Source organism: Actinacidiphila sp. DG2A-62, from assembly GCF_035825295.1.
Classification (GTDB): domain Bacteria; phylum Actinomycetota; class Actinomycetes; order Streptomycetales; family Streptomycetaceae; genus Actinacidiphila.
Map to the genome: position 1 here is coordinate 7,726,197 of NZ_JAYMGI010000002.1, position 25,724 is coordinate 7,751,920.

A 25,724-nucleotide genomic window follows, 5' to 3' on the forward strand; every position below is an offset into this window, starting at 1 on the left:
GGGGAACGGCTCCCCCAGACTCCGTCCGGGAGGTACCCCCACCAGCCCTCCACGGCCGGTGGTCCGGATCGGACCGATCCGCCCCTCCGGGCCGGTGCCGACCTGCGGGCCGCAGACGGCCGGCCGCGCGGTTCCCCGCGCCCCCATGGCCTGACGCCCAGCGTCACGTCGGGCTCAGAGGCCGTCGGTGAACAGGAGGCGGTTGGGGGAGCTCTGGTCCACGGAGAGGACGTCCTTGGTCGTCGCGGCGTCGACCCACGCCGCGACGGCCGCGGCGTCCGCGCCCGGGTGGGCGGCCTTGTAGAGCAGCGCGACGCCCGCCGCGTGCGGGCTGGCCATCGACGTACCGCTCATCGTCACGCTGCCGCCGCCCAGCTTCGCGGAGACGATGTCCTGTCCGGGCGCGAAGAGCGACAGGCAGCGCCCGTAGTTGCTGAAGGACGTCTCGTGGTCGCCGGTGTCCGTCGCCCCGACGGTCAGCACCCGGTCCGCGCTCGCCGGAGAGACCCTGCACGCGTCCTGCGCGTCGTTGCCGGCCGCGACCACCGGCAGCACCCCCGCGTCGGACAGCGCGTCCGCCGCCTGGTTGAGCGCGGGGGAGTAGGACCCGCCGAGCGACGCGTTGGCCACCGCCGGCTGCTGCGCGTTGCGCGCCACCCAGTCGAAGCCGGCGATGATCCCGGCGATCGTGCCGCGCCCCTGGCAGTCCAGGACGCGCACGCTCACCAGCCGGGCCGCGTGCGCCACGCCGTACGTCGCGCCGCCGACCGTACCGGCCACATGGGTGCCGTGGCCGTCGCAGTCGCGCCCGCCGCGCCCGTCGCCGATCGCGTCGAAGCCGGGCACCGCGCGCCCGCCGAACTCGCTGTGCCCGTAGTCGATGCCGGTGTCCAGGATGTACGCGGTCGCCCCCGCGCCGTCGCCCGCCGTGCTGAACTGGTGGTCGAGCGGCAGATTGTGCTGGTCGATCCGGTCCAGGCCCCAGGACGCGGCTACCGCCCGGTCCTGCCCGGGACGTACCGGACGCGGGCCCGCGTCGGCCGGCCGAGGCGCCGGCCGCGCCCCCGCCGTCCAGGACGCGCCGACCGCCGCGTTCTCCTCGACCGCGGCGACCCCCGGGGTGCGGCGGACGGTGTCCAGCTGGGCCGCGCTGAGCGCGGTGGCGAACCCGCGCAGCACCCTGCCGTAGGAGAACAGCGGCGACACGCCGACCTTCCCGGCGAACTGCGCCGGGTCCAGGGTCTTGTCCAGCGTGACGATGTACTGCCCCGGCACCGCGCGGTCCGAGCGGTACAGCGGGGCCAGGCCCGCGCGCGGCGACGGCGACGCGGCCGACGCGCCCGGGACGGCGGTCAGGGGGGCGAGCAGGAGGGCCGCGGCGGTCAGGCCGCGGACGAGCTTGCGCATGGCGGACTCCGTGGTCGTGAGGGGAGGGCGACGGCCCACGCCAGGACGACGCGCCGACGTGGGAGATACCCCTCACCGTCCGCTCGCCGGGCGGTCCGCCGATCGGGACACGCCGCGCGCCCCCGGCACGTCAGCCGATCGGCGGCCGGGGGTCCCCGGGTTACCCTCGGCCCATGATCGCGAGCAGGCGGGTCGGCGGGCGGCCGCAGGACAGGCAGCGGGACGTCGCCCGGCTCTCGCCGCTGCTGCTGGCGCTGGTGATCGGCGCGATCGCCCTGACCACGCCGAAGAACGTCACGGTCAGCAGGCTGCTGCCGGTCGCGCCCGCACTGGCCGCGTCCATGTGGTCGGTGGGCGCGACGCTGGGACTCGGCCTGGGCACCACCGCCCTCGTGGTGCTGGTCGAGGCCCTCTACGACGACCCGTCGGCGTGGTTCACCGCCGCCGCCGGAGGGGCGGTCACCGCCGCGGCCGCGTACACCAGCCACGTACGGCTGGCCCGCGAGCGGACGCTGCGCCAGGTCCGCTCGGTCGCCGACGCCGCGCAGACGGTGGTGATGCGCCCGCTGCCCGACCGGATCGGCCCGGTGCACGTCCAGACGATGTATCTCGCGGCGGCCGAGGAGGCCCGGGTCGGCGGCGACTTCTACGACATCGTGGACACCCCGTACGGCGTCCGGCTGGTGATCGGGGACGTCCGCGGCAAGGGGCTGTCCGCGGTGGGCGTGGCCGGCGCGGTGACCAGCACCTTCCGCGACGCCGCGTTCGAGGAGCCGGACCTCGCCCGGGTGGCCCACCGGCTGGACGCCGGGATGGCCCGCTACGACGCGCTGGTGCCGTCCGCGGACGGCGACGAGCGCTTCGCCACCGCCGTGCTGGCGCAGATCCCGCACGACGGCGCCCGCGTCGACCTGCTCAACTGCGGCCACCCGCCGCCGGTCCTGGCCCCCCGCGACGGCCGGGTCAGGTTCGTCGAGCCGCCCGGCGCCTCACCGCCGCTGAACATGCGCGAGCTGCTCGGCGGCGAGTACCGGATCGGCGGCGTCACGCTCGGCCCCGGCGACCGGCTGCTGTTCTACACCGACGGGGTCAGCGAGACCCGCGACCGCGCCGGCCGCTTCTTCCCGCTGCTGGACTGGCTGCGCGCCCAGGCGCCGCGCGACCCGCGCGCCCTGCTGGACGGCCTGCACCGCGCGCTGCGCCGCTACAGCGGCGGCGGGCTGGACGACGACATCGCCGTCCTCGCCGTCCGCCGCGCGGACGGCGAGGAGGAGACCGCGGGCGGGGCGGACGTCGAGGTCACGCCGCCGAGGTCGTGAACTGCCCGGCGCCGCTGTCCTTCAGCCACTGCGACCAGGACAGGTTGTAGTCCGCGTAGCCGTTGCTGCCCTCTGCCTTGCCGCGCGGCGACCCGGTGATCGTCACCGGGTCGCCCTGCTTGGCCCAGTTGTAGAACCACTTCGCGTCCGCCAGCGACAGGTGCACGCAGCCGTGCGAGCCGTAGCCGTGGCCCGGCTGCGGGTCACCGGTCGAGTAGTGGATGTAGGTGCCCGAGGTGGTCAGGTGCACGTCCCACGGCAGCGTCAGGTCGTAGTAGTCCGGGCTGCTCTTGTCGCAGCTGATGCCGACGCTGCACGAGGTCATCCGGACCTTCGGCTGCTTGTCGATGACCGCCATGGTGCCGTCCCAGGACGGCCAGTCCGGGCTGCCGGCGTCGATGGCCAGCGTCTTGACCACCGTGCCGTTGTGGGTGACCTTCATGGTGTGCTGGGTGACCGACACCAGCGCCTCGTCGTCCGCGCCGACGGTGAACGAGTGGTGGTAGTCGTGCACGCCGTAGCGGCCGTTGCCGTTGGGCACGTGCGTCATCTTCGCGTCGACCGTCACCTGGGTGCCCGGCTTCCAGTACGACTGCGGGCGGAAGTCCACCCGGCGGTCGCTGAACCAGTGCCAGGCGCCGGTGGTCGGCACCGACGTGGTGATCTTGATGGCCTTCTCGATGCCGGCCCGGGCCGAGACCGCCACCGGGTCGGAGAACACCACCGACACCGGCATCGCCACGCCCACCGTGGTGCCGGTCTGCGGCGTGATGGTGTCGAGCAGCATCGGCGGCGGCGCGGGCTTGCTCGGCGTCGGCTTCGCGGTCGCCGAGGGCTTCGCCGTGGCCGTCGCCGTCGTGCCGCCGGCGCCCGGTCCGTCGGCCGCGGAACTGCCGCCGCCACCGCACGCCGTGGCGCCCGCCAGCAGCGCACCGGTCACCAGTGCGATTCCTATGCCGTTCCTGACCCGCCTCATGCCCGCACTCCCGCTCACACCGTCACTTCTTCAACTACCCCGACGTCAGATCTTCCTACTGTCGCAGACGCGCGGTCGGCGGCAGCCGGTTGCGGAGCAGGGAAGCGACGAGCGAATCAGAAAAGACGCAGGTCAGCGCCGTGTGAGTGGTGCGGGAGCGGATCCCGGCCGGTGCGCGGCCGACGAATTTGACTAAGGCTTGACCGCGACGCGGCCCTCGTCCATGCGCAGGAGCAGCAGCCGGGCGCCGGTCTTCTCCAGGAACTCGTCCACCGCCTCGCGCGATCCCTGCCACCAGCCGTAGTCGTCGATGAGCAGCACACCGCCGGGCGACAGCCGCGGATACAGGTGCTCCAGCTCGTGCCGGGTGGAGGCGTACCAGTCGGTGTCCAGGCGCAGGATCGCGATCTGCTCGGGCGCGCCGCCGGGGATGGTCTCCTCCACCCGGCCCGGCACGTAGTGCACCCGCTCCCGCGGATACGGGAGGCGCTCGAACCCGGCGCGCACGTCCTCCAGCGTGGCCACCGCCCAGATCGGACGGTCCCGGCCCTGCCGCGCCATCAGGTCGGCCGCGCTCTCGCCGTCGCGCCGCCGGTCCCGCTCGGTGGGCGGCGGCATGCCCTCGAAGGTGTCGAAGAGGTACAGGTCGCGGTCGGTGGCCCCGGCGGACAGCAGCGTACGGGCCGCGGCTTGCATGCTGCCGCCGCGCCAGACGCCGCACTCCACGATCGCGCCGGGTATCCGGTGCCGGGTGACGTAGCGCACCGCAAGCACCAGCGCGTTGAGCCGCTCGGGTGAGGTCATGGTGTACGGCCGCACCGCGCGGATGGTCTCCCGCGCCTCGTCGTCGTAGTCGGCGGGCAGCTTGAGCGGCGGCGGCTCCCCGGCGGCCGCGGGCGCCGGGGAGGCCGGCCCCGACGGGCCCGGAGGCCCCGCGGCCGCCCCCGCCGCGACCGGCGGAGCGGCCCGGCGCGGCGCGCGGGGTACGGAACGGCGCAGCTCGTAGCCGGTGAGCCTGCCGAGGGAACGGTTCACGCTGCCTTTCCAGCCCATGCCAGGACGCTACTGCGGCCCGCCGGCATCCGCACCGGCCGGGACGGAAGGGGCTTCGTACGCGCGCCGCGCTCCGCACTTGCCGAACGGCGCGCGGGACGCCTTGATGGGTACGAGTGGGGCAGCGGCCGTGCGGGCGGCCGCCTCCGCCGAGGGAGGCACCCATGGCAGCCATGGCGTTCGACGTGATCGTGGAGATCCCCCAGGGGTCCCGCAACAAGTACGAGATGGACCACACCGCCCACCGCATCCGGCTGGACCGCATGCTCTTCACCGCCACCCGCTACCCCGCCGACTACGGCTACGTCGAGGGCACCCTCGGCCGCGACGGCGACCCACTGGACGCCCTGGTCCTGATCGGCGACCCCACGTTCCCGGGCTGCACCGTCGAGTGCCGGGCCATCGGCATGTTCGTGATGAGCGACGAGAAGGGCCCGGACGAGAAGGTGCTCTGCGTGCCCGCGCACGACCCGCGGTACGCGGCCTTCCAGGACATCGAGGACGTGCCCGCCTTCGACCTGCTGGAGATCACCCACTTCTTCGAGGTCTACAAGGACCTGGAGCCCGGGAAGTCGGTGGAGGGTTCGCACTGGGAGGGCCGCGACGCGGCGTACGCGGAGATCACGGCGTCCCGCGAGCGGACGGGGGGCGCCGCGGGGTGAGGGTGACGCCCGCGAGCGGACGGGCGGAGCCGCGGGGTGAGGGCGGCGTTCCGAGCGGACGGGCGGAGCCGCGGGGGAGTGCGCGGCCCGGGGAAATGGGGCGGCGCGGCGGGGCGGGCCTTGTTACCGTTGAGGACATGGACGACATGTGGGTCACGCAGGCCCCCGCGACCGCGCGAGCGACCAGCTCGCCGGTTGCCGCTGCCTGACCGCTTCGTCCCACCCCTCTCGAACGCCCGAAGCGCCCGGCGACCGGAAACGGCTCGCCGGGCGCTTCGCCGCGCGCTCCCTCCGGGGGGCGGGGGAGACGTCCCGGGGGTCTTTCCGGCGACCGCGGCCCCGACCGGAAGGCCGATCCGCCGTGAAACCCTCCACGTCGACCTCGACGTCGACCCCCACGTCGACTGCCACCTCGGCCCCCACCTCGACCCCGCCCGTCCCGCCGATGCCGCGGCATCCACAGCCGCGGCCGAGCACCCGCGACGTCGTCGCCGCCTTCACCGGCTACTTCCGCGAGCACGGCCACCGGCTGATCCCCGGCGTCCCGCTGCCGCGCCCGGACGGCGACCCCGTGCTGTTCACGACCTCCGGCATGCACCCGCTCACCCCGTACCTGGAGGGCCGGCCGCACCCCCTCGGCACCCGGCTCGCCGGCGTGCAGCGCTGCCTGCGCACCACCGACCTGGACGAGGTCGGCGACCCGACCCACCTCACCGTCTTCGAGATGCTGGGCTCCTGGTCGCTCGGCGACTACGGCATGGACCGCACCCTGCGCTTCGGCCACGACCTGCTCACCGAGGGCCTCGGCGTGCGCCCGGAGCTGCTGCACGCCACCGTCTTCGGCGGCGACGACCAGCTCGGCCCCGACGAGGAGTCCCTGTGCACCTGGCAGGAGCTGGGCGTCCCCGTGGAGCCGACCCGCGAGGACAACTGGTGGTCCAACGGCCCCACCGGGCCCTGCGGTCCGGACTCGGAGATCTTCGTGTGGACCGGCGACGGCCCCCCGCACGGCACCCCCACCTCCGACGCCCGCTGGGTCGAGGTCTGGAACCACGTGCACATGCGCTACCGCCGCCACCCCGACCGCAGCCTGACCCCGCTGCCCCGGCACGCCGTCGACACCGGGATGGGTCTCGAACGCCTCGTCATGGTCCTCGGCGGTCACCCGGGCGTCCACGACATCGACCTCTTCGAGCCCTGGACGCTCACGCTGCCGCGGCTGTGGGGACTGGACGGCCGGGAGCTGCGGATCGCCGCCGACCACCTGCGGTCGGCCGTCGCCGTGATCGGAGACGGCGTCATGCCCGGCAACACCGGCCGCGGTTACGTGCCGCGGCGGCTGCTGCGGCGCGTGCTGACGATCCTCCGGCAGCAGCCGCCGGGCCGGCAGTCCCCGGGCGGGCAGTCCCCGGGCGGGCAGTCCCCGGGCGGGCGTGGTCCGGGACGCAGCCTCGCCGACCTCCCGGTGGAGCCGGTCGAGGACACCCTCGACCACTTCCGTCCGCGGCTGCCCGGCGGACCGCCGTCGCCGACGCCGCGGCAGGTCATGGACGTCCTGCGCACGGAGGAGCGGCGGTTCGACGAGGCCCTGGACCGGGGCCGCCGCGTGCTGTCCCGGCAACGGTTCGCCGGGCCGCTCGGCGACGACGACTACCGCTACCTCCACGACACCCACGGCCTCCCCCGCGACCTCGTCGACCTGCTGCGCGAGCCGTACGGAGCCCGGCCCACGCGGTAGCGGCTGCGCTGTAGTAGGCGTATGAGGCCGCGTCAACTTCGCGCTAGTAGTTCACTATTTCGAGTGATCACCATCTGATCGCCTGTGTGCCAGAAACAAGCTCCATACGGTCGGTTCATGGTCACTTCCCATCATGAAGCGGCACACCGGATCTTTCAGGATCGTCCGGAACTGCTCACTCCCGTCCTGCGCATCCTGAACGTCCGGGCTCCGGCCAAGGCGGCCATCGAGGTCATGTCCCCCGACGTGACCGAGATCCGCCCGCTGGAGCGCCGCGTCGACACCGTCCTGCGCGTCCTGCCGATCGACGGCGAAGGCGGTCCGTTCCTGCTCGCCGTCGAGGCGCAGGGCCGCCGGGACGAGAACAAGCCCGCGAGCTGGGGGTATTACCTGTCGTACCTGAGCGCGAAGTACGGCTGCCCGGCCCTGCTGATCGTGGTCTGCCACGACCGGTCCACCGCGGACTGGGCGGCCGGGCCCTTCCGGCAGGGCTGGGGCGGCTGGACCGCGCTCAGCGTGCATCCGCTCGCCCTCGGCCCCGACAACGTCCCGCCCATCACCGAACCCGAGGCGGCCGGCCGCGACCTCGCGCTGGCCGCGTTCTCCGCGCTCGTCCACAGCAAAGGCCCCGACGCCCCGGCCATACTGGACGCACTGGCCCGCGCCCTCGGCGTGGCGGAGGACGACGCGCTCAACTACTACACGGAAATGCTGGACATCGGACTGGGGCCCACCCCGGAACGCGAGATCTGGAGGAAGCTGATGAAGAACGGGACCTACTTCCCCGGCCGCGGCGGAATCATCGAGGAGACCTTCCTCAACGGCAGGGCCGAGGGCGAGGCCGTGGGCAAAGCGAATGGCGTGCTGCGTATCCTCGGTCACCGCGGGATCGAGGTTCCGGACGAGGCCCGGGAGCGCATCCTCGCGTGCCGCGACAGCGTTCTGCTGGAGCACTGGATCGACGAGGCCCTGAGCATCGAGAGCGTCGACGAGCTCTTCGAGGACGAGGATGCCGGTTGATCAAGAACGGGAGCTTCTTCCCCGGCCGCGGAACGCTGCTCGAGCAGACGTACCTGGCGGGCAAGGAAGCGGGTATCGCTGAGCTGAAAGCCCAACTGGCCCGGAAGAGCGAGGCCGAGGCCAAGGTTCTCGGTATCGCGACCGCGGTGGTGAAAGTCCTGGAAATGCGGGAGTTCACCGTGTCGGACGAGGTGCGGGAACGCATCCTCGGTTGCCACGAGAGGCAACTGCTCAGGTACTGGCTCGGCGAGGCATTCGACGTGAAGAGCGTCGAGCAGCTCTTCGCGGACGACTGAGCCGAGCGGCCTCGCGCCGTTGCGACCTCGTCGGCCCGGTGGCGGAAGCGTGCGCCTGACGTCAGCGCCCTTCCGCCCCGGGCACGTCCCCCACCCCCCGGAGGGGCAATGCCACGGCGTGGTGCGGGCCTTGACATGTGCAGGGGGCCGGGAGAGAGTCAACGCCAGCTAGACAACGTTGTCTTCAATGTTGTCCGGAGATCCCCCCGACCCCACCCCCGGCAGGAAAGGGCAACCGCAGCCAATGGTGTCGCTCAGATCCCCGCGACGAACAGTCGCCACCGCACTCTCGGCCCTGGCCACCGCGCTGCTCGGCGCGGGCCTGGCCGCCGCGCCCGCGTCGGCCGCCCCGGCGACCTCCGCGGGCCTGGTGCGGGACCCGGTCCCGTACGTCAATCCGCTGATCGGCTCCTCCAACGCCGGCAACACCTACCCCGGCGCCGTCGTGCCGTTCGGCATGCTCGCCTGGAGCCCGCAGAACTCCACGGGCAACCAGTTCTCCACGCCCGCCCCGGGCGGATACCGGTACGACGCCACCAAGATCCGCGGCTTCAGCCTCACCCACCTCAACGGCGTGGGCTGCTCCGGCGCCAACGGCGACATCCCGATCATGCCCTACGTGGGCGACGTGACCTCCTCGCCCAGCTCCGACACCAAGGACGCGGTCTACGCGAGCACCTTCTCGCACGCCAACGAGACCGCCCAGGCCGGCGACTACAAGGTCGGCCTGGACAACGGCGCCTCCGCCGAGCTGACCACCACCGCCCGCACCGGCACCGGCGAGTTCGGCTTCCCCGCCGACAAGCCCGCCACCATGCTGCTGCGCACCTCCAACTCCGAGAGCGGCAGCACCGCGGCGACCACCCAGGTGGACACCGCGACGCACACCGTGACCGGCTCGGTGAGCGCGGGCAACTTCTGCGGCCCGCAGAGCGCCAACAACCGGCACGACGTCTACACCCTGTACTTCACCGCGCACTTCGACCAGCCGTTCGCCGCCACCGGCACCTGGACCGACGGCACGCTGAACCCCGGCTCCACCTCGGCGACCGGCGGCACCGGCTACAACAGCAGCGGCAACGCCGCGGCCGGCAAGGGCTCGGGCGCCTACGTCACCTTCCCCGCCGGCACCGACCACGTGCAGGTCAAGGTCGCCATCTCCTACGTCAGCCCGCAGAACGCCGAGGCGAACCTGCGCGCGGAGAACCCGCCGGCCACGTCCTTCGCCACGGTGCGCTCCCGGGCCGCGGCCCAGTGGCGCGACGCCCTCGGCCGCATCCAGGTCGGCGGCGGCAGCGAGGACCAGCGCAGCACCTTCTACACCGCGCTGTACCACTCGATGCTGGAGCCCACGCTCACCAGCGACGTCAACGGCCAGTACCTGGGCGGCGACCGCACCACGCACTCGCTGGCCAAGGGCCAGCACGCGCAGTACGGCACCTTCTCCGGCTGGGACCAGTACCGCGCCCAGGTGCAGCTGCTGACGCTGCTGCAGCCGCGCGTCGGCAGCGACTATGCGCAGTCCCTGTACAACTACGCGCAGCAGCGCGACGGCGAGTGGGACCGCTGGCTGCTGGAGAACGGCAAGACCAGCATCATGTCCGGCGACCCCTCGGACGCCGCGCTGGCCGGCATCTACGCCTTCGGCGGCCGTGACTTCGACGTCAAGGGCGCACTGAAGTCGCTGGTCACCGCCGCGACCGTGCCGACCGCGAACGACGCGAGCAGCGCCGGCTGCAACGTCGAGTGCGTGGGCCAGCGCCCGGCGCTCGACCAGTACCTCAAGCTCGGCTACGTGCCGGCGAACAACTGCCACTGCTGGGCGGGCGCCGCCGAGACGCTGGAGGACGCCGCCGCCGACTTCGGCATCTCCGAGCTGGCCGGCCAGGTCCACGACAACAAGACGCAGAAGGCGTTCCGCGACCGCGCGGGCAACTGGACCAACGTCTTCGACCCCGACGCCACCGCGCAGGGCGGCTACATGCGCGACCGCAACTCCGACGGCTCCTGGTCCGGCGCCACTTTCAGCCCCGGCACCGGCAGCGGCTTCGTCGAGGGCACCAGCGCGCGCTACACCTGGATGGTCTACTCCGACATCGCGGGCCTGGCGCAGGCGATGGGCGGCGACCAGAAGGCCGTCTCCCGGCTCGACGCGTTCTTCCGCAAGCCCGACGGCAGCTTCGACTTCTCCGCCGCCGACGACACCCGCTACGACCCGACCAACGAGCCCGACATCAACGCGCCCTACCTGTACGACTACCTGGGCGCCCCGTACAAGACGCAGGAGACCGTGCGGGCCGAGACCGACGGGCTGTGGACCGACACCCCCGGCGGCATCCCCGGCAACGACGACGCGGGCACCATGTCCAGCTGGTACGTCTTCTCCGCGCTCGGCATGTACCCGCAGGTCCCCAGCCGGGCCGACCTGGTGCTGTCCTCGCCGGTGTTCCCGCACGCGGTGGTCCGCACCGGCCTGGGCAAGACCATCACGGTCGACGCCCCGCAGGCGTCCACCTCGAACATCTACGTGCAGGGCCTGCGCGTGAACGGCAAGCGCTCGGACCAGCCGTGGGTCCCGGCGTCCTTCGTCACCCGCGGCGGCACCCTGGAGTACACCCTGGGCGCCACGGCGAACACCTCGTGGGGCAGCGCCGCCAAGGACGCGCCGCCGTCCTTCCGCGACGGTGAGGCGCAGTTCTTCGCCTCCACCGACCCGGCCCAGGTGAAGGTCGAGCCCGGCGGCTCCGCGGACACCGCGGTGAAGCTGACCACCATCCAGGACAAGAAGGTCGACGTCCGCTGGTCCGCGCAGCCCCCGGCGGGCATCACCCTGACGCCCGCCGCCGGCAAGGTGACGGTGCCGAGGAACGGCGCCGCGAGCGCGAAGGTGACCGTGTCGGCGGCCGAGGGCACCAAGGCGGGGGTCTACTCGATCCCGATCGCGCTGACCTCCACGCACGGCGGCACCGCACCGCCCGCCTCGCTGTCGGTGACCGTCGGCGTGCGCGGCACGGTGACCTGGTACGTCAACAACCGCGGCATCTCCGCCGACGACGACGACCCGGCCGCCAACTTCGACGGCGAGGGCTGGAGCTACTCGGCGAAGGCGCTCGCCTCGGCCGGCGCCACCCCGGGCGCGACGATCTCGGCCGCCGGCTTCGACTTCACCTGGCCGCAGGTGGAGGCCGGCGCTCCCGACAACATCGTGGTCGGCGGCGGCGACCAGGTCCTGGACGTCTCCAAGTCCCCCGCGGGCGCGACGAAGCTGAGCCTGCTCGGCAGCGCCAGCGAGGGCCAGACCACCGGGACCGTCACCCTCACCTACACCGACGGCACCACCGAGCAGGCCCAGATCGGCTTCAGCGACTGGACGCTCGGCGGCGGGTCCCAGCAGCCGTCGTACGGCAACGTGGTCGCCGTGCACACCGCCTACCGCGACGTGCAGGGCGGCACCACCGACCCGGTGGGCACGGACGTCTTCGCGACCGCGCCCATCGCCCTGCAGGCGGGCAAGCAACTGGCCAGCGTGACGCTGCCGGCCACCACCCAGGGCGGCGACATGCACGTCTTCGCGGTGGCCACCGCCTGACGCCCGCCGGACCGCCCGACGCCTGACGCCCGGTGAAGCCGGCGCCCGGCGGTCGCCATCCGGCCGCCGGGACCGGCGCGGGCCCGACGCCCGGAAGCGGCGCCCGTTCCCCCTCGTCGCCACGGGGGAGCGGGCGCCGCCGGCGTGTGCGCGGGACGTCCCGCCGCGGGCGCTACGCTCGGACCCCGGTGACGGGCGAGACCCGCGGGCGAGCGGGGGAATGGACGGCGATGGGGTCCCACGAGCGATGGACGCGGCTGCTCGAAGCCCTCGGCGAGCGGGGGAGGATCGAGGTCGGCGAGGCGGCCGACCTGCTCGGCGTCTCCGCCGCCACCGTGCGCCGTGACATGGAGGAGCTGGCCCGCCAGCAACTGCTCACCCGCACCCGCGGCGGCGCCGTGGTCACCGGCGTCGCCTACGATCTCCCGCTGCGCTACAAGGCGGCCCGCCAGGCCGACGAGAAGCACCGCATCGCCCGCGCGGCGGCGGCGCTGGTCCCGCCCGGCGCGGTGGTCGGCCTGACCGGCGGCACCACCACCTCGGAGGTGGCCAGGGAACTGGCGGTGCGCGCCGACCTCGCCGGCCGCGGCGCCGCCACCGCGCTCACCATCGTCACCAACGCCGTCAACATCGCCAACGAGCTGGCGGTCCGCCCGTACGTGAAGACCGTGGTCACCGGGGGAGTGGCGCGCCCCAACTCCTACGAGCTGACCGGCCCGCTGGCCTCCGCGACGCTGCGCGCGGTCTCCCTTGACTACGCGATCCTCGGCGTCGACGCGGTCGACCCGCGCTTCGGCGCCGCCACCCACGACGAGGGCGAGGCCGACGCCAACCGCGCGATGGCCGAGCGCGCCCAGCGGGTGGTGGTGGCCGCCGACGCGACCAAACTGGGCCGCAGGGCCTTCGCGCGGGTCTGCGACACCGCGGAGATCTCGGTGCTGATCACCGACCGCGAGGCCCCGGAGGAGACGGTGGAGGAGTTCACCGCGCAGGGCGTCGAGGTGCACCGGGTCTGACCCGCCGCAGCGCGGCCCGAAGCGCCGGCCGCCGGCAGTCGGACCCCAGCCGCCGCGCCGGGCTCGCCCCCCGCCCGCCCCGCGCGGTCAGAGCACGCCGTCCGGGCCCTCCGGGTCGTCGGGGTCGCCCGGCCACAGGCTGTCCGCGCGCAGCGCCAGCTCCTGCAGCACCTCGGCGGAGGAGACGTCGGTGCGCCCGGAGTCGTGCACCTCGGCCAGCTGGAGGAAGATCAGCGAGAAGGCGCCGGTGAGGCGTTCGATGACCGGGCCGAGCTGGAGGCTCAGCGCCTCGCCGATCTCGGCCGGCGTGGCGTCCGAGGGCAGCGCGATGGTCGGCATCGTCTCGTTCAGCAGCGCCCTGACGTTGTCCCCGGAGATGTCCTCCCGGTCGGGGTCCTCCTCCAGCAACTGCTGCATCTGCTTCGCCTCGGTGAGGACGCCGATCACCCGCCGCACGAAATCGCTGTCTTTCATGCGGGGAGCGTACGCGGCCCGGCCCCCCGCGCACGGCTCCGCGCGCGGACCGACGCGATCAAGACCGCCGCGCGGCGCGATCGCGGCGGTTCCGGGCCGCGATCGAGGCGGCGGCCCGGCGCGGTCCCGGCGCTCGCCGCGGGAGCGAGGCGGCCCCCGGTGCTCCCCGCGGTCTCCCAGCGGTCCCGTCGCGGTCCCGCGCGATCCCGTCGCGGTCCCGGCGCGGTCCCTTCGCGGGCTCACCGCGACCAGCGGTAGCACAACTCCGGTCGCCCGACCTGGCCGTAGCGGGGCGTGCGGGCGGCCCGCCCGGTCTCCACCAGGTGCTCCAGATAGCGGCGGGCGGTGATCCGGGACACGCCCGCCGCGCGCGCCGCGTCGTTCGCCGACAGCCCCTGCGGGCCCGCGCCGCGCAGCGCCTGGGTCACCGCCTCAAGGGTGGGCGCGCTCAGCCCCTTGGGCAGTGCCGCAGACCGCGGCGGGCGCAGCACCGCCAGCGCCCGGTCCACCTGGTCCTGGCCGGACGCCTCGCCGTCCGGCAGCTCGCTGCGGTAACGCGCCCACGCCTCCAGCCGGTCGCGCAGCGCCGGGAACGCGAACGGCTTGAGCAGGTACTGCACCACCCCGGCGGACACCGCCTGCCGCACCACCTTCAGATCGCGCGCCGAGGTCACCGCGATCACGTCCGCGCCGTGCCCGGCCGCCCGCATCCGCTGCACCAGCCGCAGCCCGTGCCCGTCCGGCAGGTTGAGGTCCAGCAGCACCAGGTCCACCGGCCGCCGCTCCAGCACCCGCAGCGCGGCGCCGCCGTCGTGGACCACCGCGGCCACCTCGAAGCCGGCCACCCGCCCCACGTACAGCCGGTGCGCCTCGGCCGCCACCGGGTCGTCCTCGACCACCAGCACGCCGATCACGCCCGCACCTCCCGTACGCCGTCCGGCGCCTCGTCCGACGTCCTGTCCCGCGCCCCGCCGGGCGTCACGTCCGGTGCCCGGTCCCGCGCCGGGTCCCGCGCCACGCCGCCGGCCCCGGCCCGCGGACCGGGGGTCAGCGGCAGCGCCACGGTGAAGCGCGCGCCGCCGGCCGGTGCGCGGTCCAGCGCGACCGAGCCGCCGGCCCGCCGCGCCGCCTGCTGCACCAGGGCCAGGCCGAGGCCGTGCCCGCGGCTCTTGGTGGTCCAGCCGCGGCGGAAGACCTCGCTGATGTCCGCCGGGTCGATGCCGGGGCCCGAGTCGCCGACGCGCAGCAGCAGTTCGCCGTCCTCGACCCGTACCGACACCTCGACGGCGGGCCGTCGCCCGCCGTCGCCCGCGCCCTCCACCGCCGCGTCGATCGCGTTGTCCAGCAGGTTGCCCAGCACCGTCACCAGGTCGCGGGCGGTGAGTTCCGGCGGCAGCACCCCGTCGTCCAGGCTGCTGTCCTGAGCGACCGTCAGCTCGACCCCGCGCTCGTGCGCCTCGGCCGCCTTGCCCAGCAGCAGCGCGGCGAGCACCGGCTCGCCCACCGCCGTCACCACCCGGTCGGTCAGCGCCTGCGCCAGCCGCAGCTCCCGGGTGGCGAACTCCACCGCCTCCTGCGCCCGGCCGAGTTCGACCAGCGACACCACGGTGTGCAGCCGGTTGGCCGCCTCGTGCGCCTGCGAGCGCAGCGCCTCGGCGAAGCCGCGCACCGAGTCCAGCTCGCCGGTCAGCGCCTGCAGGTCGGTGCGGTCCCGCAGCGTCACCACGGTGCCGCGCCGTTCGCCGCCGCTCACCGGCGAGGTGTTGACCACCACCACCCGGTCCGCGGTCAGGTGCACCTCGTCCAGCCGGGGCTCTGCGGCCAGCAGCGCTCCGGTCAGCGACGGCGGCAGCGCCAGGTCGGCGACGCCGCGGCCGACCACGTCCTCGTCCAGGCCGAGCAGTTCGCGCGCCGCGTCGTTGCACAGCACCACCCGGCGCGCGGAGTCCAGCAGCACCAGGCCCTCGCGCAGCGCGTGCAGCGTCGCCTGGTGGTAGTCGTACATCCGGCTCAGCTCGGCCGCCGCCATGCCGTGGGTGTGCCGGCGCAGCCGCCGGTTGGCGACGTAGGTCCCCAGGCCCGCCACCGCGCACGCGGCCAGCGCCACCGCGACGAGCCCCAGCAGCCGCCCGCGCAGCCGGTGGCTGATGGTGTCGACAGTGATCCCCACGCTCACCAGGCCCACGATCCGGTCGCCGTCCCTGATCGGCGTCACCACCCGCACCGACGCCCCGAGCGTGCCGGTGTACGTCTCGGTGAAGGTGCGTCCGTGCCGGGCGGGCGCGATGTGCCCGAGGAAGCGCTTGCCGATCAGCGAGGGGTCGGGGTGCGACCAGCGGACCCCGTGGGGGTCCATGATGGTCACGAAGTCCACCTTCGCGTCGGCGCGCACCTTCTGCGCGTACGGCTGCAGGACCGCGCTCGGGTCGGCGGAGCGGGCGGCGGCGACCACCGCGGGGGAGTCGGCCACGGCGCCCGCGGTGGCGACCACCTGGGCGCGCGCCGCGGCCTGCGCGCGGTCGCCCGCGTCGACGTAGGCGAGCACCGCGCAGCCCGCCACCACCGCCGCGGTGATGACGACCTGCATCGCGAAGAGCTGCCCGGCCAGGCTGCGCGGACGCGGCCGGCCGCGGCGGGCGCGTATCAGGGGCGACATGCCCACCAGTGTGCCCGCCGCCCGCGAACTCAATGAACGCAAACGTGACCTGGGTCACGCGACGCGCGCATAGTCACCGGGACCAGTCAGCTGCGGTCGCCCGGGACGGAGGCCGCGGACCGAGGGAGACGACGGTGTCAGCCCCAGCCTTCAGCGACGACGGCCCGAGCCGCGGCGGCGAGAGCCCCGGCGACGGCCCCGGCCACGACGAGCGCACGGCCGCCGCCCGGCCGGCCACGAGCCGCTCCGACCGCACCCATTACCTCTACCTCGCGGTGATCGCGGCCTCGATCGCCGGCATCGTGCTGGGTCTGGCCGCACCCGACACGGCCGTGCAGCTCAAACCGCTCGGCACGGGCTTCGTGAACCTGATCCGGATGATGATCTCACCGGTCATCTTCTGCACCCTCGTGCTCGGCATCGGCTCGGTGCGCAGGGCCGCCCAGGTCGGCCGGGTCGGCGGGCTCGCGCTCGGCTACTTCGTGGCGATGTCGTTCGTCGCGCTCGCCGTCGGCCTGGCGGTCGGCAACGTCCTGCACCCCGGCTCAGGGCTGCACCTGACCAGCGCGCTCAAGGGCGCCGGCCAGGCGCAGGCGGCCGGCGCGCCGCCCGAGGGCGTCGACTTCGTGCTCTCCATCATCCCGACCACCTTCGTCTCGGCGTTCACCGAGGGCCAGGTGCTCCAGACGCTGCTGGTCGCGCTGCTGGCCGGCTTCGCGCTGCAGGCGCTCGGCCGGGCCGGCGAACCGGTGCTGCGCGGCATCGGCCACCTGCAGAAGCTGATCTTCCGGGTGATGTCGATGATCCTGTGGGCCGCACCGGTCGGCGCGTTCGGGGCGCTGGCGGCCGTCGTCGGCTCGGCCGGCGTGGACGCGCTCAAGGCGCTCGCCACCATCATGCTCGGCTTCTACGCGACGTGTCTGATCTTCGTCGTGGTGGTGCTCGGCGCGCTGCTGTGGATCGGCGCCCGGATCAACCTCTTCCGGCTGCTGCGCTATCTGGCCAGGGACTTCCTGCTGATCGTGTCGACCTCGTCCTCGGAGTCCGCGCTGCCGCGGTTGATCGCCAAGATGGAGCACCTCGGGGTGAGCCGCCCGGTGGTCGGCATCACGGTGCCGGCCGGCTACTCCTTCAACCTCGACGGCACCATGATCTACCTGACCATGGCCTCGCTGTTCATCGCCGACGCGATGGGCAAGCCGCTGGCCTTCGGCGAGCAGATCTCGCTGCTGCTGTTCATGATGGTCGCCTCCAAGGGGGCGGCGGGCGTGTCGGGTTCGGGCCTGGCCTCGCTCGCCACCGGGCTCCAGTCGCACAAGCCGGCCCTGGTGGACGGCATCGGCCTCATCGTCGGCATCGACCGCTTCATGAGCGAGGCCCGCGCGCTCACCAACTTCGCCGGGAACGCCGTTGCCACCGTCCTGATCGGCACCTGGACCGGCGGGTTCGACCGGTCCAGGGCCGACCGGGTGCTCGCCGGCGACCTGCCCTTCGACGAGGCGACGCTGCTCGCCGACGCCGACGCCGACGCCCATGCCGACCCTCACGTGCACCTCGGCAAGGACTCCGGCAAGCACCCGGCGCCCGACCCCCTCAAGGAGCCCGCCGCCCTCGGCCACGGCCCCGCCGCGGCAGGCGCCCCGGCGACGCCACAGGTCTGAACCACCGTACGCGGTGCGGCCGCTCACCCGGCCGCACCGCAAGGCGCCCACCTGGCAGGACCGTTCGGGTGGCGCCCCCGGCGCGGCGCCCCGAACGACCGGAGATGGATTGATTCCCGCCGCACCATTGACGCTGGGAAGATCGGAGGCGAAGATTCCTGTCGTCTCTTCGGCATGCCCGTGTCACCAGCCTCTTCTGGGCCCCACCTGGTGCGCATGGTCGTATGACAACGTTGTCAAAGGAGTAAGCGACAGGATGGCTCCAAGGATGCGAAGCCTGCGGGCTCCGGTCGTGGTGGCCGCCGCCGCGCTGATCGCGGCGGGAGCCGCGGCGCTGCCGGCGCAGGCCCAGCCGGCCGCTGGCCAGACGGTGGCGAGCACGGGCACCGGCGACCTCACGCACCTGGTCAATCCCTTCATCGGGACCCAGAACGACGGCAACACCTACCCGGGCGCCGCCGTCCCCTTCGGCATGGTCCAGCTGTCGCCCGACACCGGGCACAACACGGGCTACGACTACAACCAGGACCACATCCGCGGCTTCAGCACGGTGCACCTGTCCGGCGTGGGCTGCGGCCTCGGCGGCGACCTGCCGGTGCTGCCCACGACCGGCGCGATCACCTCCACCGACGACGCCGTCTACGCCGCGCCCTTCAGCCACGCGGACGAGACCGCGTCGCCCGGCTACTACAAGGTGAAGCTGGGCACCGGCATCACCGCCGAGCTGAGCGCGACCGACCGCACCGGCTGGCAGCGCTACACCTTCCCGGCCACCGACCAGGCCAACGTCCTGCTCGACTCCGGCCAGGCGCTGCACAACGTGACCTCCAGCACCGTCAAGGTGCTGGACGACCACACGGTCGTCACCGCCGTCACCGGCAGCGGCTTCTGCCAGGACACCAAGCCGTACACGGTCTACACCGAGACGCGCTTCGACCGGCAGTTCGCCTCCTACGGGACCTGGAGCGGCTCCGCGGTCACCGCCGGCAGCCGCACCTCCACCGCCGCCGGCCTGAACGGCGCCTACGTGCGCTTCGACGCCACCACCGACCACCAGGTCACCGCGGTCACCTCGCTGTCCTGGGTGGACGCGGCCGGCGCCGACAAGAACCTGAAAGCCGAGGGCGCCGGCACCTTCGACACCACGAAGGCCGCGGCGCGGCAGGCCTGGCAGGACCGCCTCGCGCAGATCCGCGTGCACGGCGGCACCGACGAGCAGCAGCGCACCTTCTACTCCTCGCTGTACCGCTCGTTCCTCGCGCCCAACATCGGCAGCGACGTCGACGGCCGCTACACCGGCTGGGACGGCAAGGTCCACTCCGGCAACGGCTCGGTGTACTACCAGAACTGGTCGCTGTGGGACACCTACCGCACCCAGCAGCAACTGCTCTCGCTGCTCGCGCCGCGCGAGTCCCGCGACATGGCGCTGTCGCTGCTGCGCATCGCCGAGCAGAGCGGATCGCTGCCGCGCTGGGGCTACGTCACCGTCGAGACCAACATCATGACCGGCGACCCGGTCACCCCGTTCCTCGTGGACGCCTGGCGGCAGGGCCTGCTCAAGGGGCACGAGGAGGAGGCGTACCGGGCGCTGAAGAAGCACGTGGACACCGTCCCGCCGGCCGACTCGGCCTCCGCGGTGCGCCAGGCCGATCAGGAGTACCTGTCCGGCGGCTACGTGCCGTACGACCCGACGCACCCCGGCAAGCCCGGTGACAACGACTTCCAGCACGGGCCGTCGGCGACCCTGGAGTACGCGCTCGCCGACGCCGCGCTCGGCGGCATGGCCAAGGACCTCGGCCACACCGCCGACGCCCGCCGCTACCTCGCCCGCGGCCAGAACTACCGCAACCTGCTGGACCCGTCGACCGGCTTCTTCCGGGCCCGCGACACCGACGGCGTCTTCGTCGGCCCGTCCGACCCGGCCTCCAGCGTCGGCTTCCACGAGGGCACCTCGTGGCAGTACATGTGGCTGGTGCCGCAGGACGTTCCGGGCCTGGTCGACCTCATCGGCGGCACCCAGAAGGCCAACGACCGGCTGGACTCGTTCTTCGCCTACGACCAGCTGCTGAAGGACCCGGCCGGCACCGCCCGGAACGTGTGGGTCAACGGCACGTACTCGTACTACAACCAGGACAAGTACAACCCGCAGAACGAGCCCGACCTCGGCGCCCCGTACACCTACCTGTCCACCGGGCAGCCGTGGAAGACCACCGACGTGGTGCACGCCGCGCTCACCCTGTTCACGGACGCGCCCAACGGCGTCACCGGCAACGACGACCTGGGCACCATGTCCGCCTGGCAGGTCCTGTCGTCCATCGGCGTCTACCCGATGACGCCCGGCACCGACCTGTGGGGCCTGTCCACGCCGGTCTTCGACCGCGTCGACCTCACCCTGGACCGGCACTACTACCCGCGCGGCACGCTCACCATCACCGCCCCGGGCAGCAGCGACACCCACCGCTACATCCAGTCCGCCACGCTCGGCGGCAGGTCGCTGCGCACCACCTACCTGACCACCGGCGACATCCGCGCCGGCAAGGACATCGCGCTCACCCTCGGCGACCAGCCCTCCACCTGGGGCACCGCCAAGTCCGCCGCGCCGCCCGCGCTGGACCACGTCGCCGACACCCAGCGGCGCACCGCGGCGGGCGTCTCGCCGGCCGCGCCCGGCCTGCTGGCCGGCGGCTCCTCGGCCGACCTGACCGTCTCCGCGGTGCTGACCGCGCCGGGAACCGCGAGCGGCACGGTCGACATCAGCGCGCCCAACGGCCTGCGGGTCTCGCCGACCAGCGCGGCCGTCCACGTCACCTCGGGCACGGTGCCGGCCACCCGGCAGATCACCGTGCACGTCACCGCGCCTGCCGGCACCCCCGACGGCACCTACCCGGTGACCGTCCGGGTGCGGCAGAACGGCGGGCCCACCGCCATCAGGACCGTCCCGGTCTCGGTGACCACCGCCACCTGCCAGGGGACCACCGGCTACTGCCCGCAGGACCTGAGCGGCCAGTACGACCTGGACGGCGTGTCCACCGCGGGCGCCACCGCCGGCGGCGACTTCGACGGCACCGGTACCAGCTTCCCGGCCGAGCAGCTGCCCGCGTCCGGCACCGGGGTGCTCGACGGCCGCGCCTACGCCTTCCCCGACACCGCGGGCGCGGCGAAGAACTTCGCCACCGCCCACGGCCAGACCGTGCCGCTGACCGCGCACGCGTACTCCGCGCTCGACGTGCTGCTCAGCGCCCACCACGGCGACGTGACCGGCACCGCCACCGTGCACTACGCGGACGGCAGTTCGGCGCCGGTGTCGCTGAAGGCCACCGACTGGGCGGCCTCCGGCCCCCGGCTCGGCGAGGACACCGCGATCCACTTCGACAGCCGCTACGACAGCCACGGCGCGGCCGACGGCGTCGCGATCAACCTGTGGCACCTGACGGTGCCGCTGGACCCCGCCAAGCAGGCGGTGTCGATCACCCTTCCCGACGACAGCCGGATGGCGCTCTACGCGCTCAGCGGGCGCAACGCCTGACCGGCCGCACCACCTGACGGGCCGTCGCACCGCGCAACGGTCCGCCCCGACCCCGTCCGGCCCGCGGAACGCCCCGCGGGCCGGACGGCGCCACCCGCCCGCCCCGGCGTGCGCACCGCGCACCGGCCAGGCCGGCGACAGCGGCGCCACCGCGGCGGGCGGTGCGCCGAGCAGTACCCGGAGCCGAAGCAGAGAGGCATCACGCATGACAAGTGGCCGAACACGCCGCACCCTGGCCAGACCCTTGCTGGCCGCGGCGATCTCCGTGGCCCTGACCGTACCCGTGACGGCGGTCGCGCACGCGGCCACCGCCGACTCCGCCGGGCGGGGCGCCCCGGCGCCCGCGTTCACCACGTCCTTCGAGGACGGCCAGGCGCAGCCCGCGGCCGACACCGCGGAGACCCGCGGCGGCAAGCCGTGGGTCTCCGGCGTGACCGCCGGCACCCTGCCCGTGGTGTCCGGCAGCATCAAGGACAAGATCGCGGAGATCACCGCCAGTTCGGACAACCCGCCGAACGAGATCGCGAAGAACGCCGCCGACGAGGACCCCAACACCAAGTGGCTGACCTTCGCGAGCACCGGCTGGGTGCAGTACAAGCTGTCCGAGGACGTGACGGTCAAGAAGTACGCCCTGACCGCCGCGAACGACGCCCCGGAGCGGGACCCGAAGGACTTCACCCTCCAGGGCTCGGCCAACGGCACCGACTGGACCACCGTCGACAGCCGTAGCGGGGTGAAGTTCGCCGGCCGGTTCAAGAGCAACGTCTACGAGGTCGCGAACCCGGCCGCGTTCCGCTACTACCGGCTGAACGTCACCGCCAACAACAGCGGCGCCATCGTGCAGCTGGCCGACCTGATCCTGTCCGACGGCTCCGCGCCGCCGCCGCCGGTCTCCGGCATGACCACCGAGGTCGGCAAGGGCCCGTCCTCCGGGCCCAACGTCAAGCCGAGCGTCGGCTTCACCGGCCTCAAGGCCCTGGAGTACGCGGGCAGCCACATCCAGTCCGGCGAGGTGTACGCGTACAACAAGCTGTACGACGTGCACATCAAGGTGAAGCACGACACCCGGCTGTCGTACGACATCTTCCCCGAGCTGACCGGCGGCGACCTGAAGTACCCGAGCACCTACGCCTCGATCGACCTGCACTTCACCGACGGCAGCTACCTCAGCCAGCTGCGCACCGCGGCGCAGGACCAGAACGGCGTGCCGCTCACCCCGAACGGCCAGGGCGCGGCGAAGATCCTCTACGCCTCGCAGTGGAACGCCGTGGCCGCGGACATCGGCAAGGTGGCCGCGGGCAAGACGATCGACCGCATCCTGCTGGGCTACGACAACCCGACCGGCACCGCGCAGGAGGGCTCCAACACCCAGTTCAAGGGCTGGATCGACGACCTCACCATCGGCGCGGCCCCGGCCGTCGACCGCTCCGCGACCTACGCCGAGCACGTCGACACCCGGCGCGGCACCAACGCCTCCGGCTCCTTCTCCCGTGGCAACAACCTGCCGCTGACCGCCGTGCCCAACGGCTTCAACTTCTTCACGCCGGTCACCGACGCGGGCTCCACCAGCTGGGAGTACAGCTACGCGGCGCAGAACAACGCCGACAACCTGCCGACGCTCCAGGCGCTCGGCATCAGCCACGAGCCCAGCCCGTGGATGGGGGACCGCGACACCTTCCAGGTGATGCCGTCGGCCGCGTCCGGCACCCCCGACCTGAACCGCGGCAAGCGCGCGCTGGCCTTCGACCACAAGGACGAGGTGGCCCAGCCGCACTACTACGGCGTCACCTTCAAGAACGGCATCAAGGCCGAGATAGCGCCCACCGACCACGCCGCGGAGTTCCGCTTCACCTTCCCCGGCGACACCGGTGACGTGCTGTTCGACAACGTCAACAACAACGGCGGCCTGACCTTCGACGCCGCCAAGGGCACTCTGGACGGCTACTCCGACGTCAACATCGGCGGCGGCGAGGCCGCGACGCGGATGTACGTGCACGGCGAGTTCGACCGGGTCCCCGGCACGGCCACCAAGGTCACCGGCCAGGGCCGGGACAACGTCACCGGCTACGCCCAGTTCGACACCTCCTCGTCCAAGACCGTGACGCTGCGGATCGCCACCTCGTTCATCGGCGCCGACCAGGCGAAGAAGAACCTGGACCTGGAGATCCCGCAGGGCACGTCCTTCGCCACGGTCGAGAAGAACGCCGAGCGGCTGTGGAACGCCAAGCTCGGCAAGGTCCAGGTGCAGGGCGCCAGCCAGGACCAGCTCACCACGCTGTACTCGAACCTGTACCGGATGAACCTGTACCCCAACTCCGGTTCGGAGAACACGGGCACGGCCGCGAAGCCGGTGTACCAGTACGCCAGCCCGTTCTCGCCGGCCACCGGCGCCAGCACGGCCACCCGGACCGGCGCCAAGATCGTGGACGGCAAGGTCTACGTCAACAACGGCTTCTGGGACACCTACCGCAGCGAGTGGCCCGCCTACTCCCTGCTGGAGTCCAAGACCGCCGGTGAACTCGCCGACGGCTTCGTCCAGCAGTACAAGGACGGCGGCTGGACCTCCCGCTGGTCCTCGCCGGGCTACGCCGACCTGATGACCGGCACCAGCTCCGACGTGGCCTTCGCCGACGCCTTCGCCAAGGGCGTGGACAACTTCGACGTCAAGGCCGCCTACGAGGCCGCGGTGAAGAACGCCACCACGGTGCCGACCCAGTCCGGCGTCGGCCGCAAGGGCCTGGACACCTCGGAGTTCACCGGCTACACCAACACCGACCAGGACGGCAGCATCTCCTGGTCGCTGGACGGCTACATCAACGACTTCGGCATCGGCACCATGGCGGCCAAGCTCGCCAAGGACCCGCACACCTCCAAGGCCGACCGGGCCCGCTACCAGGAGGAGTCCGACTACTTCCTGGGCCGCGCGCGGAACTACACGACGATCTTCAACAAGAACGTCGGGTTCTTCGAGGGCCGCAACGCCGACGGCTCCTGGCGGGTCCCGGACGCCGACTTCGACCCGCAGCAGTGGGGCAGCGAGTACACCGAGACCAACGCCTGGAACTACGCCTTCACCGTGCCGCAGGACCCCAACGGTCTCGCCGCGCTCTACGGCGGCCAGCAGAGCCTGGAGAAGAAGCTCGACGCCTTCTTCGGCACCCAGGAGACGGCCGACGGCGACGCCGGCGGCTACGGCGGCACCATCCACGAGATGATCGAGGCGCGCGACGTCCGCATGGGCGAGCTGGGCATGAGCAACCAGCCGTCCTTCGGCATCCCGTACATGTACGACTACGCGGGCGCCCCGGCCAAGACCCAGGCCGCGGTCCGCGAGATCCAGCAGCGGCTGTTCACCGGCAGCTCGATCGGCCAGGGCTACCCCGGCGACGAGGACAACGGCGCCACGTCGACCTGGCAGATCTTCAGCGCGCTGGGCTTCTACCCGCTGCAGGTCGGCAACGACAACTACGTGATCGGCTCGCCGCTGTTCACCCGGGCCACCGTCCACCTGGACAACGGCCGCAGCATCGTGGTGAACGCCCCGAACAACAGCCGCAGCAACGTCTACGTGCAGTCGCTGCGGGTCGACGGCAAGCCGTGGAACAAGGTCTACCTGACCGGTGACCAGCTCAGGAACGGCGCGGTGCTCGACTTCACCATGGGCTCCAAGCCGTCGTCGTGGGGCACCGGCAAGAACGCGCTGCCGCCGTCCCTGACCCCGGCCGGCCAGACCCCGCAGGGGCTGACCGACACCACCGGGCCCGGCCAGGGCACCGCGAGCGCGGCGGACGGCACCGACGCGGCGAAGCTGTTCGACAACACCTCCGCCACCCGCGTCACCTTCCCGACCGCGACCCCGGTGATCGGCTACGCCTACTCCGGCAGCGGCGCGCAGGCGCGGCACAAGGCGGCCTTCTACACCCTGACCTCCGCCACCACGGCGGACCAGGACCCGAAGAGCTGGCAGCTGCAGGGCAGCACCGACGGCACGCACTGGACGACGCTGGACAGCCGCAGCGGCCAGGTCTTCTCCGACCGGCTGCAGACCCGGCCGTTCGAGATCGCCCACCCCGGCGCGTACTCCTCGTACCGCCTGGTGGTCTCGGCCAACGCCGGCGGCTCCTCGACGTCGCTCGCGGAGGTGGAGCTGCTCGACTGACGCACCACGGTACTGAGTGGCAGGCGGTGGAACCGCCTCGATAGGGTGCACGTCTTGCCATTCATGTGCGCTTTCGCGCGGCACGTCCGCGGGCCCACCGCCCGCGGACGTGCCGCGCGGCGCGTCCTGGGAGGGGACGGTCACGGTGGTACCGGAGGACGAACCGACGGAC

The 25,724-nt window shown here is 73.0% G+C and carries 15 protein-coding genes and 1 pseudogene; 10 read left to right on the forward strand and 6 right to left on the reverse strand.

The genetic code is table 11. The features are described from left to right. Nucleotides 1-174: 174 nt before the first annotated feature. The gene (locus VSR01_RS34125) at nt 175-1,407 is read right to left on the reverse strand and encodes a S8 family peptidase (RefSeq protein WP_326452846.1); all 1,233 of its coding nucleotides are present in this window, start codon (nt 1,405-1,407) and stop codon (nt 175-177) included. Nucleotides 1,408-1,580: 173 nt separating this feature from the next. Here VSR01_RS34125 and VSR01_RS34130 point away from each other — a divergent pair, with 173 nt between their 5' ends. Beyond that, on the forward strand, nt 1,581-2,726 hold the full coding sequence (locus VSR01_RS34130) for a PP2C family protein-serine/threonine phosphatase (protein ID WP_326452847.1): 1,146 nt from the start codon (nt 1,581-1,583) through the stop codon (nt 2,724-2,726). Here VSR01_RS34130 and VSR01_RS34135 read toward each other — a convergent pair. Both VSR01_RS34135 and VSR01_RS34140 read right to left on the reverse strand, forming a co-directional pair. Continuing rightward, nucleotides 2,707-3,702, reverse strand: coding sequence for a L,D-transpeptidase (locus tag VSR01_RS34135; RefSeq protein WP_326452848.1), 996 nt, complete (start codon nt 3,700-3,702; stop codon nt 2,707-2,709). The two genes, VSR01_RS34130 and VSR01_RS34135, sit on opposite strands and share 20 nt — an antisense overlap. Before the next feature lie 192 nt (nt 3,703-3,894). Next, a complete protein-coding gene (locus VSR01_RS34140) occupies nt 3,895-4,755 on the reverse strand; it encodes a TylF/MycF/NovP-related O-methyltransferase (protein WP_326452849.1) in 861 nt (286 codons plus the stop codon). A gap of 173 nt (nt 4,756-4,928) precedes the next feature. Between VSR01_RS34140 and VSR01_RS34145 the strand changes: the two genes are divergently transcribed. From VSR01_RS34145 to VSR01_RS34170, 6 genes are all read left to right on the forward strand, one after another. Beyond that, nucleotides 4,929-5,417: an inorganic diphosphatase gene (locus VSR01_RS34145; protein ID WP_326453966.1), complete on the forward strand. Its 489-nt coding sequence runs from the start codon at nt 4,929-4,931 to the stop codon at nt 5,415-5,417. Nucleotides 5,418-5,862: 445 nt separating this feature from the next. After that, nucleotides 5,863-7,155: an alanine--tRNA ligase-related protein gene (locus tag VSR01_RS34150; RefSeq protein WP_326452850.1), complete on the forward strand. Its 1,293-nt coding sequence runs from the start codon at nt 5,863-5,865 to the stop codon at nt 7,153-7,155. 117 nt (nt 7,156-7,272) lie between these two features. After that, nucleotides 7,273-8,175, forward strand: coding sequence for a hypothetical protein (locus tag VSR01_RS34155; RefSeq protein WP_326452851.1), 903 nt, complete (start codon nt 7,273-7,275; stop codon nt 8,173-8,175). Then, nucleotides 8,172-8,471 (forward strand): hypothetical protein, encoded by a 300-nt coding sequence (locus tag VSR01_RS34160; RefSeq protein ID WP_326452852.1) that lies wholly within the window; start codon nt 8,172-8,174, stop codon nt 8,469-8,471. The genes VSR01_RS34155 and VSR01_RS34160 overlap by 4 nt, the downstream gene beginning before the upstream one ends. Before the next feature lie 244 nt (nt 8,472-8,715). Continuing rightward, on the forward strand, nt 8,716-12,060 hold the full coding sequence (locus VSR01_RS34165; RefSeq protein ID WP_326452853.1) for a GH92 family glycosyl hydrolase: 3,345 nt from the start codon (nt 8,716-8,718) through the stop codon (nt 12,058-12,060). Nucleotides 12,061-12,290: 230 nt separating this feature from the next. Beyond that, the gene (locus VSR01_RS34170) at nt 12,291-13,076 is read left to right on the forward strand and encodes a DeoR/GlpR family DNA-binding transcription regulator (RefSeq protein ID WP_326452854.1); all 786 of its coding nucleotides are present in this window, start codon (nt 12,291-12,293) and stop codon (nt 13,074-13,076) included. A gap of 87 nt (nt 13,077-13,163) precedes the next feature. Here the strand turns inward: VSR01_RS34170 and VSR01_RS34175 are convergent, their stop codons facing one another. The 3 genes from VSR01_RS34175 to VSR01_RS34185 form a co-directional block, all read right to left on the reverse strand. Further along, nucleotides 13,164-13,550, reverse strand: a complete 387-nt coding sequence (locus VSR01_RS34175) for a hypothetical protein (RefSeq protein ID WP_326452855.1) — start codon at nt 13,548-13,550, stop codon at nt 13,164-13,166. A gap of 239 nt (nt 13,551-13,789) precedes the next feature. Continuing rightward, nucleotides 13,790-14,464, reverse strand: a complete 675-nt coding sequence (locus VSR01_RS34180) for a response regulator (RefSeq protein WP_326452856.1) — start codon at nt 14,462-14,464, stop codon at nt 13,790-13,792. After that, nucleotides 14,461-16,206, reverse strand: coding sequence for a sensor histidine kinase (locus tag VSR01_RS34185; protein ID WP_326452857.1), 1,746 nt, complete (start codon nt 16,204-16,206; stop codon nt 14,461-14,463). The genes VSR01_RS34180 and VSR01_RS34185 overlap by 4 nt, the downstream gene beginning before the upstream one ends. Before the next feature lie 275 nt (nt 16,207-16,481). Here VSR01_RS34185 and VSR01_RS34190 point away from each other — a divergent pair, with 275 nt between their 5' ends. The 3 genes and pseudogenes from VSR01_RS34190 (at nt 16,482) to VSR01_RS34200 (ending at nt 25,552) form a co-directional block, all read left to right on the forward strand. Then, nucleotides 16,482-17,867: a cation:dicarboxylate symporter family transporter gene (locus VSR01_RS34190; RefSeq protein WP_326453967.1), complete on the forward strand. Its 1,386-nt coding sequence runs from the start codon at nt 16,482-16,484 to the stop codon at nt 17,865-17,867. Nucleotides 17,868-18,135: 268 nt separating this feature from the next. Next, a pseudogene (locus VSR01_RS34195) lies at nt 18,136-20,478 on the forward strand (GH92 family glycosyl hydrolase); the annotation flags it as partial. Between the two features lie 1,120 nt (nt 20,479-21,598). After that, nucleotides 21,599-25,552: a GH92 family glycosyl hydrolase gene (locus VSR01_RS34200; RefSeq protein ID WP_326452858.1), complete on the forward strand. Its 3,954-nt coding sequence runs from the start codon at nt 21,599-21,601 to the stop codon at nt 25,550-25,552. Nucleotides 25,553-25,724: the final 172 nt, after the last annotated feature.